16 protein-coding genes are annotated in these 17,648 nt (G+C 69.1%); 12 read left to right on the plus strand and 4 right to left on the minus strand.

Annotation, left to right across the window (positions count from 1 at the left end; all coding sequences use genetic code 11):
* Positions 1-4 precede the first annotated feature (4 nt).
* The 6 genes from ACTRO_RS02915 to ACTRO_RS02940 all read left to right on the plus strand — a co-directional run bounded on the left by ACTRO_RS02915 (position 5) and on the right by ACTRO_RS02940 (position 7,065).
* Positions 5-1,378, plus strand: a complete 1,374-nt coding sequence (locus ACTRO_RS02915) for a flavin monoamine oxidase family protein (RefSeq protein WP_034260951.1) — start codon at positions 5-7, stop codon at positions 1,376-1,378.
* Positions 1,375-1,755 (plus strand): SCP2 sterol-binding domain-containing protein, encoded by a 381-nt coding sequence (locus ACTRO_RS02920; RefSeq protein ID WP_034260953.1) that lies wholly within the window; start codon positions 1,375-1,377, stop codon positions 1,753-1,755. The genes ACTRO_RS02915 and ACTRO_RS02920 overlap by 4 nt, the downstream gene beginning before the upstream one ends.
* Positions 1,756-1,863: 108 nt before the next feature.
* Entirely contained in the window at positions 1,864-3,255 is a 1,392-nt protein-coding gene (locus ACTRO_RS02925; RefSeq protein WP_034260955.1) for an APC family permease, read from the plus strand.
* The gene (locus ACTRO_RS02930; RefSeq protein WP_211244067.1) at positions 3,252-4,859 is read left to right on the plus strand and encodes an aldehyde dehydrogenase family protein; all 1,608 of its coding nucleotides are present in this window, start codon (positions 3,252-3,254) and stop codon (positions 4,857-4,859) included. The genes ACTRO_RS02925 and ACTRO_RS02930 overlap by 4 nt, the downstream gene beginning before the upstream one ends.
* Positions 4,860-4,991: 132 nt before the next feature.
* A complete protein-coding gene (locus tag ACTRO_RS02935; RefSeq protein ID WP_034260957.1) occupies positions 4,992-6,485 on the plus strand; it encodes a long-chain-fatty-acid--CoA ligase in 1,494 nt (497 codons plus the stop codon).
* Entirely contained in the window at positions 6,478-7,065 is a 588-nt protein-coding gene (locus ACTRO_RS02940; protein ID WP_034260959.1) for a maleylpyruvate isomerase family mycothiol-dependent enzyme, read from the plus strand. The genes ACTRO_RS02935 and ACTRO_RS02940 overlap by 8 nt, the downstream gene beginning before the upstream one ends.
* Here the strand turns inward: ACTRO_RS02940 and ACTRO_RS42635 are convergent.
* Positions 7,052-7,828, minus strand: a complete 777-nt coding sequence (locus ACTRO_RS42635; RefSeq protein ID WP_051450219.1) for a hypothetical protein — start codon at positions 7,826-7,828, stop codon at positions 7,052-7,054. The genes ACTRO_RS02940 and ACTRO_RS42635 overlap by 14 nt on opposite strands.
* 184 nt (positions 7,829-8,012) lie before the next feature.
* On the opposite strand from ACTRO_RS42635, the gene ACTRO_RS42640 reads away from it, so the two are divergent.
* From ACTRO_RS42640 to ACTRO_RS42645, 3 genes are all read left to right on the plus strand, one after another.
* Positions 8,013-8,630 (plus strand): TetR/AcrR family transcriptional regulator, encoded by a 618-nt coding sequence (locus tag ACTRO_RS42640; protein WP_051450220.1) that lies wholly within the window; start codon positions 8,013-8,015, stop codon positions 8,628-8,630.
* 305 nt (positions 8,631-8,935) lie between these two features.
* Entirely contained in the window at positions 8,936-9,391 is a 456-nt protein-coding gene (locus ACTRO_RS02955) for a peptidase inhibitor family I36 protein (protein ID WP_051450221.1), read from the plus strand.
* A gap of 245 nt (positions 9,392-9,636) precedes the next feature.
* Positions 9,637-10,269, plus strand: coding sequence for a hypothetical protein (locus ACTRO_RS42645; RefSeq protein WP_051450222.1), 633 nt, complete (start codon positions 9,637-9,639; stop codon positions 10,267-10,269).
* 591 nt (positions 10,270-10,860) lie between these two features.
* Here ACTRO_RS42645 and ACTRO_RS02965 read toward each other — a convergent pair.
* Positions 10,861-11,862 carry a hypothetical protein gene (locus ACTRO_RS02965; protein ID WP_034260961.1) on the minus strand — a complete coding sequence of 334 codons (1,002 nt, stop codon included), beginning with the start codon at positions 11,860-11,862 and terminating at the stop codon, positions 10,861-10,863.
* A 561-nt stretch (positions 11,863-12,423) separates the two neighbouring features.
* On the opposite strand from ACTRO_RS02965, the gene ACTRO_RS46730 reads away from it, so the two are divergent.
* Entirely contained in the window at positions 12,424-12,567 is a 144-nt protein-coding gene (locus tag ACTRO_RS46730) for a hypothetical protein (protein WP_157435680.1), read from the plus strand.
* Positions 12,568-13,467: 900 nt separating this feature from the next.
* Here ACTRO_RS46730 and ACTRO_RS42650 read toward each other — a convergent pair.
* Positions 13,468-14,619: a GGDEF domain-containing protein gene (locus ACTRO_RS42650; RefSeq protein ID WP_157435681.1), complete on the minus strand. Its 1,152-nt coding sequence runs from the start codon at positions 14,617-14,619 to the stop codon at positions 13,468-13,470.
* Positions 14,620-14,919: 300 nt separating this feature from the next.
* Here ACTRO_RS42650 and ACTRO_RS02975 point away from each other — a divergent pair, with 300 nt between their 5' ends.
* Positions 14,920-15,510 (plus strand): hypothetical protein, encoded by a 591-nt coding sequence (locus ACTRO_RS02975; RefSeq protein ID WP_157435682.1) that lies wholly within the window; start codon positions 14,920-14,922, stop codon positions 15,508-15,510.
* Here ACTRO_RS02975 and ACTRO_RS02980 read toward each other — a convergent pair.
* Positions 15,500-15,970, minus strand: coding sequence for an SAM-dependent methyltransferase (locus tag ACTRO_RS02980; protein WP_051450224.1), 471 nt, complete (start codon positions 15,968-15,970; stop codon positions 15,500-15,502). The genes ACTRO_RS02975 and ACTRO_RS02980 overlap by 11 nt on opposite strands.
* Positions 15,971-16,130: 160 nt before the next feature.
* On the opposite strand from ACTRO_RS02980, the gene ACTRO_RS02985 reads away from it, so the two are divergent.
* A complete protein-coding gene (locus ACTRO_RS02985) occupies positions 16,131-17,528 on the plus strand; it encodes an outer membrane protein assembly factor BamB family protein (RefSeq protein WP_157435683.1) in 1,398 nt (465 codons plus the stop codon).
* The last annotated feature ends 120 nt before the right edge of the window (positions 17,529-17,648 follow it).

Consider the following 17,648-nt stretch of genomic DNA (forward strand, 5'->3'; position numbering starts at 1 on the left):
CCTCGTGCCCGAGGCATACGACACCGACGTCGTGATCATCGGCGCCGGCCTGGCCGGTCTGTCCGCCGCCCGCACTCTGCACGCCCAGGGCGTGGACGTCCTGGTCCTGGAGGCGCGCGACCGGGTCGGCGGCCGTACCTGCTCCGTGGTGGAGGACGACGGGCGACTGGTGGAGTACGGCGGCCAGTGGATCGGCCCGACCCAGGACCGGGTCAAGGCCCTGATCGAAGAGTTCGGGCTGGCGACCTTCGCCCAGTACGCCGACGGTGACAACCTGCAGCGCACCGCGGACGGCAGGCTGCTGCGTTACCACGGGGCCATCCCGACCGGCGACCCGGTGACGGCCGCGGATCTGATGGAGGCGCTGGTCGAGCTCACCGCGCTGGCCGCCGAGGTCGGAGCCGAGGCGCCGTGGGCGCACCCGGCGGCCGCCGTGCTCGACGCGACGACGATCGAGAGCTGGATCGGCGCGCAGGTGTACTGCGAGGACGCGAAGGAGTGGCTGCGGGTGCTCACCCGCGCGCTGTTCCCGGCCGAGCCGGGCGAGATCTCGCTGCTGCACGCGCTGTTCTACATCGCCTCCGGCGGCGGTGTGGAGCGGATGATCGGGGTGATCAACGGCGCGCAGGAGACCCGGCTGCGGGACGGGGCGATGGGGCTCTCGTCCGCGCTGGCCGGAGTGCTCGGCGACAGAGTCCTGCTCTCCTGCCCGGTGCACCGGATCGACCAGGACGAGGACGGCGTGGTGGTGCACCACGAGCTGGGCCGGGTCCGCGCACGTCGCGTCGTCGTCGCGGTCCCGCCGCCCCTGGCCGGCCGGCTGCGCTACAGCCCGCCGCTGCCGGGCCTGCGCGACCAGTTGACCCAGCGGATCTTCATGGGCACCGTGATCAAGACCACCGTGGTCTACCCCGAGCCGTTCTGGCGCGCCGAAGGCCTGTCCGGGCACAGCACCGGTGACAACACGCTGACCTTCGATCAGAGCCACCCGGACCGGGAAGAGGGAGTGCTGGTCTACTTCCGGGACTCCGACTCCGCCCGGCGCGCTTCCCGGCTGAGCCCCGAGGAACGGCAGCAGCAGGCTGTGGCCGAACTGGTCTCGATGTTCGGGCCCAAGGCGGCCGAGCCGATCGCGGTCTACGAGAAGGCCTGGCTCGACGACGAGTGGTCCCGCGGCTGCTACACCGGCGTCCTGAGCCCGGGCACCTGGTCCACCCTCGGCCCGGTGCTGCGCGAGCCGGTCGGCCGGATCCACTGGGCCGGCACCGAGTACGCCACCGTGTGGAGCGGCTACATGGAAGGCGCGGTGCGCTCCGGCGAGCAAGCCGCCGCCGCGGTCGCCGCCGAGCTGGGCGAGCCGGCCCGGACCGCCCGATGAGCGAGCCGGTGCACGAGAGCGTCGGGGCCGACGAACTGCTCGACGCGCTGCGTGAGTACGCGACCAAGGCCGGCGCCAGTCCCCGGGTCAACAAGACGCTCGGCGCTTGGGACTGCCGGATCCACATCCTCGCCACCGACCACGACGCGGCCTTCACCCTCGTCGTCACCGGCGGGCAGCCCGCAGAGCCGACGCCCGGTCCGACCGGCACACCCGATCTGGTGGTGCGCGGCCACAGCTTCGACCTGGCCGAGATCTTCTGGGGCGACGCGAACCCCGTATCCAACTACATGCAGGGCGCCATCCGCACTCAAGGCCGATCCGAGGACGTCATGCGCCTGGACGCGATGGCGATGTTCGTCTTCCTGGGCCAGTAGCCACTCCACCACTCCGGCGCCGCGCCGCGGCGCGGACTCCCGCCCCCGGCCACGCGCCGGGGGCGGGACAGAACCTTGCGCTCGTGACTGAAGAAAGGGAGCTCACCCATGACCGATTCCTCGGCGCAGCCGGCGCTGCGCCGGGCGCTGTCGTTCACCGGCGCCTCCGCGATCTCCACCGGACTGGCTTTCGCCGCGATCAACTTCCTGGGCCTCGGGCAACTGCTGACTCATGTCAGCGGGCCGATGTCCTGGCTGGCCATCGTCGCCGGCGGGCTGATCCTGCTGGCCGTGCGATCCGTGTTCGCCGAGCTCAACGGCATGCATCCGACGGCAGCCGGCATCAGGCTGTGGCTCGCGCGCGCCATGCCGGACAAAGCGGCGCTGACCATCACGCTGACGTACATGGTGGCGATCGTGCTGGTGATCGCCGCCGACGCGTACATCATCGGCGAGGCGCTCGCGTACGCCTTCGGCAACGGCCGGCTGATCGCGGTGGGATACGTCGCCGCGCTGCTCGGCCTTGCGACCTGGCTGAACCTGCGCGGGATCAAACTCGCCGGGGCTGCCGAGCGGATCGTGACCACCGTGGTGGTACTGGCCACGCTCGTGATCGGCATCATAGCGATCGCTCACCCCGGCCATCCGGCGCACCACGCCGCGCTCGGCGCGGGTTCCTCGAGCTCGCCGATCCAGGCCCTCGTGCTCGGGATCTTCGTCTACACCGGTTTCGAATGGGTCACCACCAACGCCGAGGAGGTCACCGAGCCGCGGATCATTCCGCGCGCGATGTTGGTGGCGGTGCTGGTGCTGGCCGTATCCCAGTCCGTTTTCGCGGTGGCGATGGGCGCCACGCTCGATGGTGCCTCGCTCGGCACCGCCTACCCGCAGCTCCTCGTCGCGCAGCAGGCCCTGGGCCACGCCGGGATGCTGGTGATGCTCGTCGTCACGGCGCTGACCGCGGTCAACACCTTCAACGGCGGATTCGTCACCCTCTCCCGGTTCATGTACGCCGTCGCCCGCGAGGGTAAGCTGCCCCGGCCGCTTACCCGGCTCAACGCACGGGCGGTGCCGGTCGTGCCGGTGTGGCTCCTCGGCGGCGCCTGCCTGGTGCTGGCCGCGGTCGTGGCCGCTACCGGCTCGTTCGCCGCCCTCGTCTCGCTGGCCGCGGCGCTGGAGATGGGCATCTATGCCGCCGCAGGTTACTGCGTGTGGAGGCTGCGCCGCCGGGAGCCCGAGGCGGCGCGCCCGTACCGTTTGCGCGGCGGCGTGCCGCTGGCAGCCGTGCTCACCGTGGTCTTCGCCCTCTTGGCGCTGCTCGCCTCCGTCAGCGTCGGCCCCGAGATCAGCGCCGTACCGCTGGCGCTGCTGCTGGGCTGCGCCGGCCTGGTCGCGATCTACGTGTGGACCTGTGTGCCGCGGCTCGAGCGACGCGAGGCCGAAGAGCTCGCGGCGCGTCGCGCGGCCCGTGCGGCGGCGCGGAAGGCGGCGCAGCGATGAACGCAGGGGTCTTCGATACCGCTGAAATCGACCGCGCGCTCGAGGAATTGCGGGGCTCGGCCGCCGTTTGGGCCGCGGTGGCGCTGCCTGAACGGATCGCCCTGCTCGAACGGATGATGCCGCGGATCACGCGTCGGGCCCAGGACATGGTGGATGCGGCCGCGGCCGCGAAGGGCTACCCGCCGACCTCGCCGTGGGCCGCCGAGGACTGGGCCGGCGGGCCCTGGGCGATCGCGCAGAACATCAGCGCCCTGCTGCTCACGCTGCGACGTGTCGCCGAGGGGAAAGACCCGGTCCGCCCCGAAGCGGTGCGCCAACGAGCCGGACGCACCTGGGTCGAGGTCTTCCCGGCCACCGGCTGGGACAGGCTGCTGCTGTCCGGCTTCTCGGCGCAGGTCAGAATGCTGCCGGGCGTCACCACGCGGGCAGCCCGCGAGCGCGCCGCGGCGGCCTACTGCGGCAGCGCCCCGGAGCCGGGCGTCGCCGCAGTGCTCGGCGCGGGCAACGTGGCGGCGATCACCGCGCTCGACATCCTCTACAAGCTTTACGGCGAGAACAAAGTCGTCGCGGCGAAGATGAACCCGGTCAACGCCTATCTGCGTCCGGCGTTCGAGGATGTGTTCGGCGAATTCGTGGCCCATGGATGGCTGCGTTTCCTCGACGGCGGCGCGCCGGAAGGCGCCTACCTCGCCGCCCATCCGAGCGTCGGTTCGGTGCATGTGACCGGCAGCGAGCGCACCCACGACGCGATCGTCTGGGGAACCGACGTGCAGGCCGAGCGGCGCCGCGCCGCTGACCAGCCGCTCAACGACAAACCACTGACCAGCGAGCTGGGCGGGGTCAGCCCCTGCATCGTGGTGCCCGGGCCCTGGAGCGAGGCCGACTTCCGGTTCCAAGCCGAGCACATCGCCACCAGCAAGATGAACAACTCCGGGCACAACTGCATCGCCACGCAGGTGCTCGTGCTCCCGGCCGAATGGCCCGGCAGCGACCGGCTGCTGGCCCATCTGCGTCGGGTCCTGCACGAACTGCCCGAACGCCCCGACTACTATCCCGGCGCGGCGCAGCGGCTCGAGCAGATCCGCGCCGCGCATCCAGAAGCGGAGGCGTGTGGCCCTGGGGCGAGCCGGCTCCTGGTGGACGATCTCGACCCGCATGCGGCGGGGGGCCTGCTGGCCGACGAGGTCTTCGCCAGCGCGCTCGCCGTGGTCCGCTTGCCGGGGTCCACGCCGCAGGCGTTCCTGGACGCCGCAGTCGACTTCGCCAACGACCGCCTGCCCGGAACACTCGGCGCGACGCTGCTCGTCCACCCCGTACCGAGCGCGAGATGCCGACCGCGGTCACGGGCGCGATCGACCGGCTGCGCTACGGCACCCTCGGGGTCAATTGCTGGTCCGCCTTCGGGTTCCTCCTCGGATACACGCCGTGGGGTGCACATCCGGGCCACAGCCGGCAGCAGATCGGCAGTGGGATCGGGTTCGTGCACAACGCCTTCCTGCTCGAAGGGATCGAGAAGACGGTGTTGCGCGCCCCGTTCGCGCCGATGCCGCGCGGCTTCGTCGCCGGCTCGTCTTCCCTCTCTCCGCGCCCGCCCTACTTCGTGACCAACCGGACCGGGCTGCGCACCATCTCACGGCTCACCGCGTTCACAACGAAACCGAATCCACTGCGGCTGCCCGGAATTCTCGCCTCTGCGATACGCGGATAGCCCCGAGCCCGAAAATGAAGGCCACACCATGAATCTGTCGGACCTGCTCACACGCGCAGCCGCGGAACACGGCGCTAGTCCGGCGCTGCTGCTCGGCGATCGTGTACTGACATACGGTCAACTGAACAGCCTGGCGGGCCGGGTCGCCGCGGCGCTCACCGAACGCGGCGTCGCTCCCGGCCACCGGATCGGGCTGATGCTGCCCAATGTGCTGGAGTTCCCCGTCCTGTACTACGGCGCACTACGCGCCGGCGCGGTAGTCGTACCGATGAACCCGCTGCTCAAGCCACGGGAGATCGCGCACTACGCAGGCGATTCGGGTATGAAGGTGCTTTTTGCCTTCGAGAGCGCCGAGACGTCTGCGCGGGCCGGCGTCGACGGCGTCGAGACTAGGGTGATCCCGGTAGCGCCGGGAAGCCTCGAGGCGCTCCTGGCCGATCACCCCGATGAAGCGCCTAACGTCCCCCGGCGTGCGGACGACCTCGCCGTCATCCTCTACACCTCCGGCACGACCGGGAAGCCCAAAGGCGCCATGCTCACGCACGCGAACATGACGGGCAGCGCCGAGACCGCACGCGCGCTCGTCCACTTGAGCGGGCAAGACGCAGTCCTGGGCGTCCTTCCGCTGTTCCACGTGTTCGGCCAGACCTGCGTCATGAACGCCGCCCTCCTGGCCGGCGCCCGCCTCGTCCTGCTCGCGCGCTTCCACGCCGATGCGGTGCTGCAGACGATCCAGGACGAGCGTGTCAGCGTTTTCATGGGCGTCCCGACGATGTTCGCCGCCCTGCTCTCGGCCCTCCGGAACGGCAGCGCCCCCATCGAGCCGACGCCACTGCGCGCCTGCGTGTCGGGCGGAGCATCGCTGCCCGTGGAAATACTGCACGCGTTCGAGGCCGCGTTCGACTGCCTGGTGCTCGAGGGCTACGGGATGTCGGAGACTACCGCGGTAGCCAGCTTCAACCGCACCGACCGGGCCCGCAAGCCCGGCTCGGTCGGCATACCCGTCGGCGGAGTCGAGATGCGCCTGATCGACGTCAGCGACGGTGTCGGTGAAATATGCGTGCGCGGACACACCGTGATGGCGGGCTACTGGTCGCTGCCCGAAACCACGGCGGAGACTCTGACGGACGGATGGCTGCGGACCGGCGATCTGGCCCGCATCGACGAAGACGGCTACTACTACATCGTGGACCGCAAGAAGGACATGATCATCCGCGGCGGCTACAACGTCTACCCTCGAGAGATCGAGGAAGTCCTCTACGAGCACCCGGACGTGGTCGAGGCCGCGGTGGTCGGGATAGCGCACCCGGAACTCGGCGAAGAAGTGGCGGCCGCCGTAGTGCTACGGGCCGGAGCCTGCGCAAGCGAAGCGGAACTGCGGCAGTTCGTGCGCGACCGGGTGGCGCCCTACAAGTATCCGCGCGAGATCTGGCTGCGCGAGTCCCTGCCCAAGGGCCCGACGGGCAAGATCCTGAAACGGGAGATCAACTCCTCCGGGAAGGAAATGGCAGACCGTGTCTGAGGCATGGCACACAGAACTCCGCCGGGAACGCACCCGCTTCTTGGAGACCGTCAGCGAGCTGACGGATGACGAATTCGACCATGCGCCCACGCTGTGCGCCGACTGGGCACCCCGCGACGTCCTGGCCCACCTGATCGGCCTGGACGCGATGGCATCCCACTATCTCCGGCCATCGGCACTGTCGCTGAACCGGGGAAATGCGCGGATGGTCGCCCACGGCAGGACCCTGAGCCGTGAGCAGCTGACGAGCCTCGGGTGGAAAGCCGCAACTGCCCCCTCGGCCCAGGCCCGGGCGACGGCATGGCTGCTCACCGGCGACGCGGCGATGCACCATCAGGACGTCCTGCGCGGCTTGGGCCGCAACCGCGAGATCCCCGAGGCGGTCGCCCGCGCCCTGTTCCGCGAAGGGGTCATCTGGAGCTGGCCGTTCGGCCGCAAGCTCACCCGCTACCGCGTCATTCCCACCACACCCGGCGGCAGGCCACGCGGCCGCGGCCGGCTCGTTCACGGCACCACCGAAGCGCTCAGCTTGTGGCTCGCCGGACGCGAAAGCGTCGCCGCCGAGCTCACGTTCGAGTAGGCCGGAGAGGGCTGAGCCGGACGCCGTAAATGCCCGCATCGGCCGCCTCGCCGGCGAGCCGGCGCAGCGTCACGATGTGCAGGGCGGAGACGAGTGGGACCGCCGTGGTCGGGATCAGCGCGAGTGGCAGCAGGGCTAGAGCCCGGGTCGAGGGCGTGACGAGGAGGTATTGGTGCGGGCCGATGCCGGCGAGGAACGCGATCGTCACCGCCACGACGAAGTCGAACAACCCGAGTAGGTTGAACCACACCGCGCTGCGGCGGCCCTCGCCACGGGCGAGCCTGCGGGCGAGGAACGGAGCCTCCAAGCCGATCGCGATGTCGCCGAGGCCTGCGGGCAGAGCGAACAAGGGCGGCAACTCGTGCAGCGCGGCGACGATCAGGAACACGCCCCCTGCGATGCGCAGGGTGTGCGGCACGGTCAGGCGGGCCGCTGTGCCAGGGGCGGACAGGGCACGGGCGACGGGCGGGATCCGCGTCGCTGCCAACGCCACGCCCATGGCGCCCGCGAAGGCCACCGGGAACCAGGGCACGGGCGACGGGTTCGGCGGATGTGGCCGGTACGAGCCCAGGTCCGCGAGCCGCGCGCTGGCCGCGACCCAGCCACCCCACACCACGCCGCACGACGCGGCCATCGTGCCCGCCGCGCGTCCGCTCATTCCGGCCACGCGTCCGCCGCGGTAGAGCAGGACGCTCGTCATGAGCGGAATTCCGAGCGCCACCAGCAGGACGAGCGCACTGACATATCCCGGCAGGTCGACCATGGAAGACCCCTTCCCTCCTCGTTCCACTGAACAAGGAATCTGTTTCCGAACACCTTGTTCGAGTATGGTGGGAGAGCCCTGGCATGCGTCAACACACAATCCGGGCCTGACGTGCGCTATCGAACGGAATCGGGAAACCGTTCGGTGCTCGGACGGGTTCTCGGCGGCGAAGGAGGCGGTCGTTGTGGCCGAGGACGATCGGAGGGTCCGGCGCACCCGGCGCGCCCTGCGGGAGGCGCTGATCGGGCTGACCTTGGAGAAGGGATACGACCGCATCACCGTGCAGGAGATCCTGGACCGGGCCGACGTCGTGCGCTCGACCTTCTACGCGCACTACCGGGACAAGGACTCGCTGCTGTTCAGCTGTTTCGATGACATGTTCGCCGAGCTCGCGAGCACCGTCCATGCCATGGCCCCGGGCGCCCCGTTGGCCGACCCGGCACGGCCGGCCGAGATCATGTATCAGCATGCGAGTGAGAACCGACGGGTCTACCGCGCGATGTGCGGCCGGCAGGGCGGCGCGCACGTCTACCGCCATCTGCACCGCCGCCTTACCGACCTGGTGCGCGAGCACCTGCGCCCGCACCTAGCGGCGGCCGGCTGTGAACTGCCCGCCGATCTGGTGGCCGACTACTACACCAACGCTGCTCTCGGCATGCTGAGCTGGTGGGTCGACCACGACTTCCCGCACGACGCACGCTGGCTCGCCCAAGCGTGCCAGACCCTCGCCGTCCCCGGCCTGCTCGCAGCTCTGACGACAGGCGTCGGCGCCGAAGCTCCGCGCGCATCACTGCCCGCATAGTGCGGCCAGTTGTCGACCGTGTCCGAGTCCTGCCGGCTATTACAGGGCTCGTGGATGGCAGGCCTGCCGAAGTCACCCCGCGGCGAGCATGAGATGACCCTCACCCAGCGCAGCCCAACCGCGTCGGCGGCCTGCGGTAGACATGGATGCACGAGCCCGCTGGTCACGCCGACGGCCCTCCCGCGTTCCCCTGTGGCCAACGGTGTCAGAGAACGATAATGACGCCTACCGTGCACCCTGCGATCAGTGTATTGTTACCCCGCTCCACTGATGATCATACGAGGGAACCGGGAAGAGAGATCATTGTGAAGACTGCGAAGGTGCGCCTCGCGGCGTTCGGACTCGCGGTGGCCGGCACGCTGAGCGCGGCGGTGGTCATGGCGTCGCCGTCCTACGCGGAAACCATCGGGGCCAACTCCTGCGAGGGCACCGGGTTCAACGGGTACGGGGAAGTCGGCGGTTGCCTGTTCTACAACAGCAACAACGACGGGGCCTACTTCTTCTTCGACAAGAACATCCCCGACCTCGTCGACTACACCTTCAACCACCAGGGTGTGCCGCCGGCGGGATTGGGCCAGGGAGTGAAGAACAACGCGGCGAGCGCCTACAACAACTCCGATGCCTGCATGGAGATCTTCTTCAACAGCAACTACAAGGGGGCGTCCGAGATCCTTCCGCCGCACACCGGGACCAACAAGCTCGGCGTGACGTACAACAACGACGCGTCGGTCGAGTTCATCGCGCCTATCTACTGCGAGTAGCGCAGTTGCCGGGGTGCTCGGCGGCGATCTCGCCGCGCACCCCGGGCCCGGGCCTCCGCTCGCCTCCGCGCGGTTCGCGAACAAGCGCTTCGCATGAGCCTTCAACCGCAGCGCCGAAGGTTGTCCGCCAAGCCCGCTCGGGCGCAGGCTCACTGGTACAGCGGTATGACTCAGTGCCTTCGACGCGCTTCAGAGCGTCGACCGATGATCTCGCGCGCCGGTGGGCCAGATACAAGCCTTCTGATTTGCTGGACGAAGCCGCGCGGATACGCCGTGCCGGGATCGCGGAGGCCGAGCGGTATCGCCGGCTTGTGTCGCTGGATGCCATGGCCGGCACTGATTTCGAGCGTCACGTGGCCGACCTGTGTCTGCGCGACGGCCTCGTGATCGTGCGGTCGGGCGGCGGCGCGGGCGACGCGGTCGGGAGCGTGCTGCGCGCGCGAGGCGTCACGCCGGAACGGGTCTACGAGCAGATCGCGCGCATGGCCGCGGGCAGCGCGCCCGCACGTGAACTGGATGAGCGCGCGCTCGAGGCGATCGGCATCGACCTCGAGGCCGTGCGTACCCGCATCGAAGCCGCGTTCGGTCCCGGCAGCCTCGAACGCCGCACGACGCCCGCCCGCCGCGGGCGTTCGCCGAAGCGGTCCGGCAACCTCCTCCCGAGCGGACACCTGCGGGTGACCCACCAGGCTCGCAGATGCCTGAACCGCGCTATCCGCACGACCGGGCCGCACGCTGCCGAAGCCCGTGACACCGCCGCCATCACGCTGGCCCTGCTGGCCGCAAAGGCGAGCGCGATGCGCGCGATCCTCACGGCGCTCGGCACCTCCACGCCTCAACTGCTCGCAGACGTCGGGAACGCCGTGTCTCAGGGTTAGAGCTCGCTCGCCGGCAACCGGCCCCGGCGCGGGGCGCCGGCCGCCCTGCCTGTGCGCCTCGCGTGGCTGGAGGTTGCCATCCGCCGATCGGGTTATTCGAAAACGCTTTTGAACCACAGCATGAGGACGTCTGGTGGAGCGACAGCCAGAAGATCACGGCGACGCGTCGACGGCCGAGGCGCACATGGAAGAGGCTGCCGCACGGTTGCGAGCACAGATGGACGTGGCATCGGCCAGGCTCCCAGGCGCACGTGCAGTGGACACGCCTCTGCCTGGAAACCACGCCACTCCAAGCCCGATGAGGTGGCGCGGCCGGCTTCGGACGCCGGCGCAGTCGAGGGCGTGGCGTGCGTACGGCTGGCTGCTGAACTGCATACACCGCTGCAGGCTCCTCGCAGGCGGCCGAAGCCTGTGCGAAGCCGGCAGCCTGGCTGTCCTTTCCGGCCTCCGTTTCGGAGGAGAAGCCCGCCGGGAGGCGATGCGGGTGCCGAGATCTGTTCGCTAACCCGGCCGCGTACAGGAGCCGGCCGGACGATGCGCGCGTCACAAGCACAGCGGCTGCGGCCGAGCGCTGGGGCTGGTGTCGAGATCTCAGGACGAGAAATGAGTGGCAAGCTCCACCGCGGCCGAGAACAGCAGCACCACGGTGGAGAGCTTCAGCAGGAGGTTGATCGCCTTGTGGACGCTCTTGCCTGTGCCGGCTCTGTCCTGGGTGGCTATCAGCACGGTGCCGTCGGCCTGCTGCTCCGGCTTCTGGCCGGACATCGTGCCGAGCACCGCCAGCAGGATGCCGAAGAGTAAGACGTAGTAGCCGATGAAGATGTGCGCCGAGAGATGACGAGCAGCGGCTAAGGCCTGCGGGCTTTTGCCGTATGTGGCCAGGAAGGCGTGGACGTTCGCGTTCAGCAGCGGGGTCATCGCCCAGCTCCGCGGAAGCTGTCTGACGAACACCGCCAGTTGGATCAGCGGGATGACGCTGCCGAGCGAGGCGAGGCCGCGGCGCACGGTCCAGGACGGATTCTTCTGCGTGGCCAGGACGGTCAGCAGCGCCGTCAGCAGAAGCGCGATGGTGGTCACGTACATGACGGCCGCGGATATGTGAATAGGTGCGGCGGTCGGCGCGGCGGCCTCGGCGGCGCCGTTGTACCAGTGCGAGAACTGGTGGATCACGCGTCCGTTGACGGTGAGCGAGTTGCTCGATCCCACGTCGATCGCGCCGCGCGCACCGGCGGTCGTCGGGTCGAAGACGATGACGTGCCAGGGCAGGAACCAGCCGAGCAGGAGGACCGCGGCCCCGGCGACCATGAAGCGGGCCCGGGCCTTCCGGCGAAGTTTGAAGACCCGGGCGATCCAGTCTTCCGGCTTGAGCCGTTTGAGTGTCTGCTCGGCGAGCGACTTGGAGAGCGACGCTGTCGGGTCCGGGTGCCTGCCCGGTGACGTCTGATCGGACGTGCCGTGATCGTGGCCGTGGTGGCCCGGGCCGCCGGGAGTCTCCGGAGCCGGCGTGTGGTCATGAGCGGGAAATGGATCGTGCGGCCCGGGTATGGTGGAGTCCTGCGGGTGGAAGACGTGGCCGAAAAGCATGCCCACCATGCCAACCAGCGGCGTCGCGACTTGCGCGATTCGCTGCAGCCTACCCGATCTATTCGAGACGCTCTGGTCACGCGTAGCACGCTGATTGCGTTCGCCACTCTTGCCGCGATTCTGGCTCATTTGACCCCCCTTTGGTCGAAGCCATATTAGCAGTCTGAAATGGTCGACTTCCGTCATGCTCCGAAATTCGTTCCTGAAGGTCATCTTTCCAGCCATCTGGCTCAGAGTGGCGCGGCTGATTGTTCCCGTTCGGTTTCGTCGGCCCGTTGGGGTGAGCGCCGAGGTTGACCGGGCCGAAGGCGATCAAGATGCCGTCGCCGAAGGACCTGTCTTTGCCGAACGAAGATCGAGGGATGCGTTACTCGTGTTCTGGCGGACACCGTCACCGGGAGGCGGCCACTCTCTTGAAGGCCAGGTCGAGCCCGCGACCTAGGCTGCTGCGCCGGCATCTTCAGGCTGTTCCTCACCGCAGTGGTCGAAACAGCGAACTGCAGTGGCAGGGGCGTGCGGGCTGTCCACCGAGCTTGTGCTGAGGGTTCCCCCGTAAGTGGAGAGTGCTCCGTGACCGACACCGAGCGCGAAGGGAAAATCGCCGTTCGCATGTCGCCGTTCATGTGGTCGATGGCCGAAGGCCCGCGGATCCGTCGGCGCGCGTCGCCTGGCGGGGCGCGGTATGTAAAGCCGCATGCCCCCGGCGTGACCTGAACGGAACGTGCTGTGCGGTCCGGGAGTGTGGCAGGGCTGAGATTCTGGAGACAAGCTGCGGTTGGCCTGTGAGCGTAGGAGGTTCACAGCCCAGCCGCGACTGCGGGGTCCCGCTTCTACTCCGTCTGCCTTGTTGCGCTGATTTTCCGCTGCACCCTTCAGCAATGAGGGCTTGCAGGTTGCCAGGGCCCTTATTGAGCTGGGCACATTCGTCGGTGCGTCGGTGTTGTAACCGCCCGGTCCCGCCCGCTTGGATCAGATTGCCTTCCAGCCTCACCCGCACATCGCTGTGGGGGCGCGGTTGTCGGGGTTGTTGGAGGCGACGAGGGTGCGTGTCAGTGTGCTGGTCGCGCTGGCGGCCTGGTAGATTCCGCCGCCTTCGCCGATCTCGTACTCGGCGGTGGTAGCGGGTCGACGTACTTCGCCAGCGCAGGAGCCTGCGGGATCGAAGCGTCCGCGGACATCGCCCCGCCGGCGGCGGACGTCGCGGGACGAGCCGCCTGCGCCTGCGCCTGTGCCGACGGAGCCGAACGCCCCAGCACCGCCGCGCCGCCTACCGCGCCGGCCATCAGGACTCTTCTGCGCTCAACCATGCTCTCCAGCCCTTCGCTCGCCCCCTGGCGATCAAGGAATCAGGGCTGGTTCCGAGCGTTTCCGCGGCACGCCGGGTACTCGGCGAGAGTCACCCGTTGAGCCGATCCGGACGGCGATTCGGCATGTTGCAGTATGGAGGTCTATTGTCGCAAATGACGATGCTCGGCAGGCGGCCATTCGCATCCCGCGCTCGAGGTGGAACGAGACGCGGCTCTCTCGCACCCTGCGCACGGCATGGTGCGGCCGCTCGTGCTGGGGACATACGGGGCTACGCGGTTGCCGCCTGCAGCCCGATGCTCCTCAGGATCACGCCTCGGCTACCCGCACGCGATTTCGCCCGGACTGCTTGGCTGCATAGAGTGCTCCATCGGCGTGACGGATCAACGAGGCACTTCCCTCCGACACGGGTGCATCGAGTGAGAGCTCGGCGACGCCGATGCTGACCGTCATGGTGTGCGGCCAAGCGGCGGACTCGGCGGCGATCAGCGCTCGAAGCTCTTCCGCGCGTGCGGCGGCGTCGGCCACGGAGCAGTCGATGAGGATCACCATGAACTCCTCGCCGCCGAACCTGGCCGCCAGATCGCCCTGGCGAAACTCGCGGCGCAGCAGCGCCCCCAGCCGGCGCAGTACGTCGTCTCCGACATCGTGGCCGGCCGTGTCGTTGATCTGCTTGAAGCGGTCCGCGTCGATCATCAGTACGGACAGGGCGCTGCCGCGGCGACGATGTGCGGCCGCTTCGCGCCCGAGCGTCTCCACCAGCTCTCGCCGGTTGGCCAGCCCCGTAAGCACATCGGTGCCGGCTCGGCGCTCGAACTCGGAGACGACCGCGTGCAAGCGGTGCTGCAGTGACACCACGACGCACACCGTCAGCACGAGCGTCACCGCCATCGGGCCGTAGCCGACCAAGGTGAGCCGAGGATCGATCAGGCTCGAGGCCACCAGCGCGATGAGGCTTGCCGCGGTGGTGACCCAGGCCACCTCGACCGAGAGCAGGCAGCCTGCGTAAAGCACGGGCCACAGCAACAAGATCGCATCGGTGGGTGTCGTGCGCTGACTCGCGAGCATCGGCGCGGTGAGCAGCACGACTCCGAGGAGGGGAAGGATCGAGGCCAGACGTGCCGGTAACCGCGTGCGGGCCAGTAGCAGGACGATGCCGAGGCAGCCTCCCGCTGCCGCGCAGACGTACTCGACGATCGACCCGGACTCGACGCCGCGCTGAGCTCGGGGAAATTCCGCCCGGTAGGCGAGAGCTGCGATGAAGCTCACTGTCGAGCCCAGGAGGAAGAAGATCCCGGCGATGCCGAACAGCAGTTTTCCCTGGACGGGTGAGGTCAGCTCGTCGGGCTCACTCATCGTCGCGCGGATTCTCCGTATGTGATCGTCTGGTGGTCCCGATACTCTCTCGTGACAGGGTCGCGCTCGGGCAGGCGCGCCAACGTCCTCCGCCTCTATGGCCACGTAGGCGTGCTTTGAGGCGGACGGGCATGAGATCTGGACGTCGCCGAGACCCCTGCCGGGCCACCCTGACGCGCCACAGTTCGCTACGCCTTCAGCCGCCTGTTTCGGTGGCCGAGTCACACCGGCGAACGTAGGTTATTGAGGAGTGGCTCCTGTCATCCCTCCGCTCGTTCAGCCCCCGGGCTGTTTGCGGGGGTGGCCCGATCAGTGTGACCTGCGGGCGTAGCCGCCAGTGCGACATCGCCCCCTTCGGGGGTTCTGATTCACGTCACGACAATAAACCGACAAGGAACCACATCGGTGCGAGACTCTCATCGGCGAGCAGTCACCCTGGTGATCGCCGTACTCCTCAGCATCGCGAGCCTCGTCACGCCGTCCGCACTCGCCTCCGCTTCCGCACTGGCCGTAGCTTCCGCGCCGGTCACCGGCCGTGCCTATTTCGGGATCGGCAACATCACGGCGACGTACTCCGCCACGCAGCTCAGCGGTGGAGACACATTCACCGTGACGGTCACCTTCACCAATACCGGCGATGTGACAGCCACCGCGACCTACATGTTCAACACCGTGGACGGCAACGGCAATCCCGTATTCGTCCTCGATTCCTGCGGTGCGATCTTCAGTCAGGCGTGCGACACCACCGGGGGAGACGTGCGGGTCCGCGTCCCGGTCGTGGCTGTGTTCACCAGCCTCACCGTTCCTGTTCGGGTGCACATCAACCCTGCTGCTGCGGCCGGCGTCTATAGAGTCCTCCAGTTAGGGAAGATGAACGGCGTCAGCCCGCCCAAGGCCTTCGCGCCGGCCGTCTACTTCACGGTCCTGGCTCCGGCCACCGCGGCTCCGGACGTGCACGTGCATCGCGCGGTGGGCGCTTGCGCGCTCACCGTTTGATCAGCACTCCGGCCAGCTTGTCGCAGCGTTCGGAGAGTTCGTGCCCGGGCCCGCGCGCCCTGGCGGTGAGCACGGCCCGGGCGTGCGCGGCGGTGATCGGGTCGTCGGTGACGTAGACGTAGGGTGCCCCGGGAGCGCGGTCGTGCACCACGCCGTCGAGCGGTGTCTTGAGCGGGATCGCGCAGCCGAGCTGGAGGAACTGGGTCAGGCCCGTGCCGTCCGCGATCCACGCCGCGGCGCGCTCCGCGTACGCCTCGGCGGCGCGTGCGCTCAGGAAGACGTCCGGCCAGAGCGTGGCCAGATAGTCCACGGCTATCCGGTCGGCGTCGTAGTGGTCCTTACCGCCGATCATGTAGTCCCACATGCGCACCGGATGCGGGACGTGCGGGTCGATCTCAGGCGGCTGCCACCGCTGTCCGACGACTGACACCCAGCGATCGTCACCTGACTCTTCGTCCATGGCGCTCAGGCTACTGACCTGTGCGGGCACGCGCGCCTCGCCACCGACGCGGCTCCCGATCACCCGGCCGGTTGAGCGGGCGCGGCTTGGTTGCAGCGCGGGTACTTATTGACCGTGTCGAACGCCTGACAGCCCGGCAGAGCGATGCCAAACTGGCCGGGTGACAGGTCGTGCCGGTGGTCGCCGCCTCGCGGCCTCGGTCTGCTGCGTGGCCCTCGTCGCCCTGGCAGCCTCCGATTGCGCCGCGTCCGGCGGCGCACCAGCCCATTCCGCCGCCGTGCCGTCCGCGTCGGACGGCGAGCCGGGGCAGTGGATCACCTACAACGGCGGCAACGAGAGACAGGGCACGGCGACCTCCGAGACCGCCGCCTCAAGCACGCCTTCGCCGTCCCCGTCCTCCCCGCTTGCGATCGCTTGGCACGCGAAGCTCGACGGGGCTGTCTACGGCCAGCCGCTGCTGGTCGGCGATCGCATTCTGGCCGCGACCGAGAACGACTCGGTCTACGCGCTCGATGAGAGTGACGGCCGGGTGCTGTGGCATACCCGCATCGGTAGCCCTCAGCCGCTGTCCGGCCTGCCGTGCGGCGACATCGATCCGCTCGGTATCACCTCCACGATGGCCTACGACCCCGCCACCGGCTCGTTGTTCACGCTCGCCGAGACCGACGGGGGCCAGCACACCCTGGTGGCTATCGACCCGTCCACCGGAGGTGTGCGGTGGCGGCGTTCGGTCGAGCCGCCCAGCGGCGTCCCCATGGACACGCAGCAGCGGGCCGCGCTCACGGTCGCGTTCGGCCGCGTGTACGTGCCCTTCGGCGGTCTCGACGGGGACTGCGGCAAGTACATCGGCTCCGTGGTCGGCACGCCGGCGAGCGGGCAAGGCGCCCAGGTCCATTACGCCGTGCCGACCTCGCTTCGCGGCGCGATCTGGGCACCCGGCGGCCTGCTGACCGTCGGCGGCACCCTCTACGCCGCTGCCGGCAACGGCGCTTCGACCACCGGATTCGACGGCAGCGACTCGGTCATCGCACTCGGCCCGGATCTCGCCCGCCTCGGCTTTTTCGCCCCTGCCACCTGGGCGCAGGACAACGCGGACGACCTCGACCTCGGCTCGATGACACCGGCGCTGGTCGGCGACCGAATCCTCGCGCTCGGCAAACGCGGAACCGCGTACCTGCTGGCCGCGGACCGCCTCGGCGGCGTCGGCGGGCAGATTGCGCAGTCGCGGGTGTGCCCAGCGTTCGGTGCGGCCGCCGTACGCGGCAGCACGGCCTACGTGGCCTGCCCGGACGGCATCCGCGCGATCGATACGGCCGGCGACCGGATCAGCGTCTCGTGGAGGTCAGCGGCCCGCGCCAACGGCTCGCCGACCCTCTCCGGCGGCGACGTGTGGGCCGTGGCCTGGCCCGCTGGCACCTTGTACCGCTTCGCGGCGTCCACCGGCGCGGTCACCGGCCTCATCGCACTCGGCACGGTCCCGCATTTCGCGTCAGCCACCCTCGCCGACGGCCGGGCCTTCGTCGGCACGATCAACGGCGTCACCGCGATCGATCGGTAAAGCCGGTCCCGCGTGGTGTCACTGTGCTTCGAATGCCGCGTCGGCGTCCGGGTACGCCGGAAACGGGGTCTGAGTCCCTGATCACTCAGAACCTTGAGATGTTGCTAAACGCGGGAATCC

This window comes from Actinospica robiniae DSM 44927 (assembly GCF_000504285.1).
Taxonomy (GTDB): Bacteria; Actinomycetota; Actinomycetes; order Streptomycetales; family Catenulisporaceae; genus Actinospica; species Actinospica robiniae.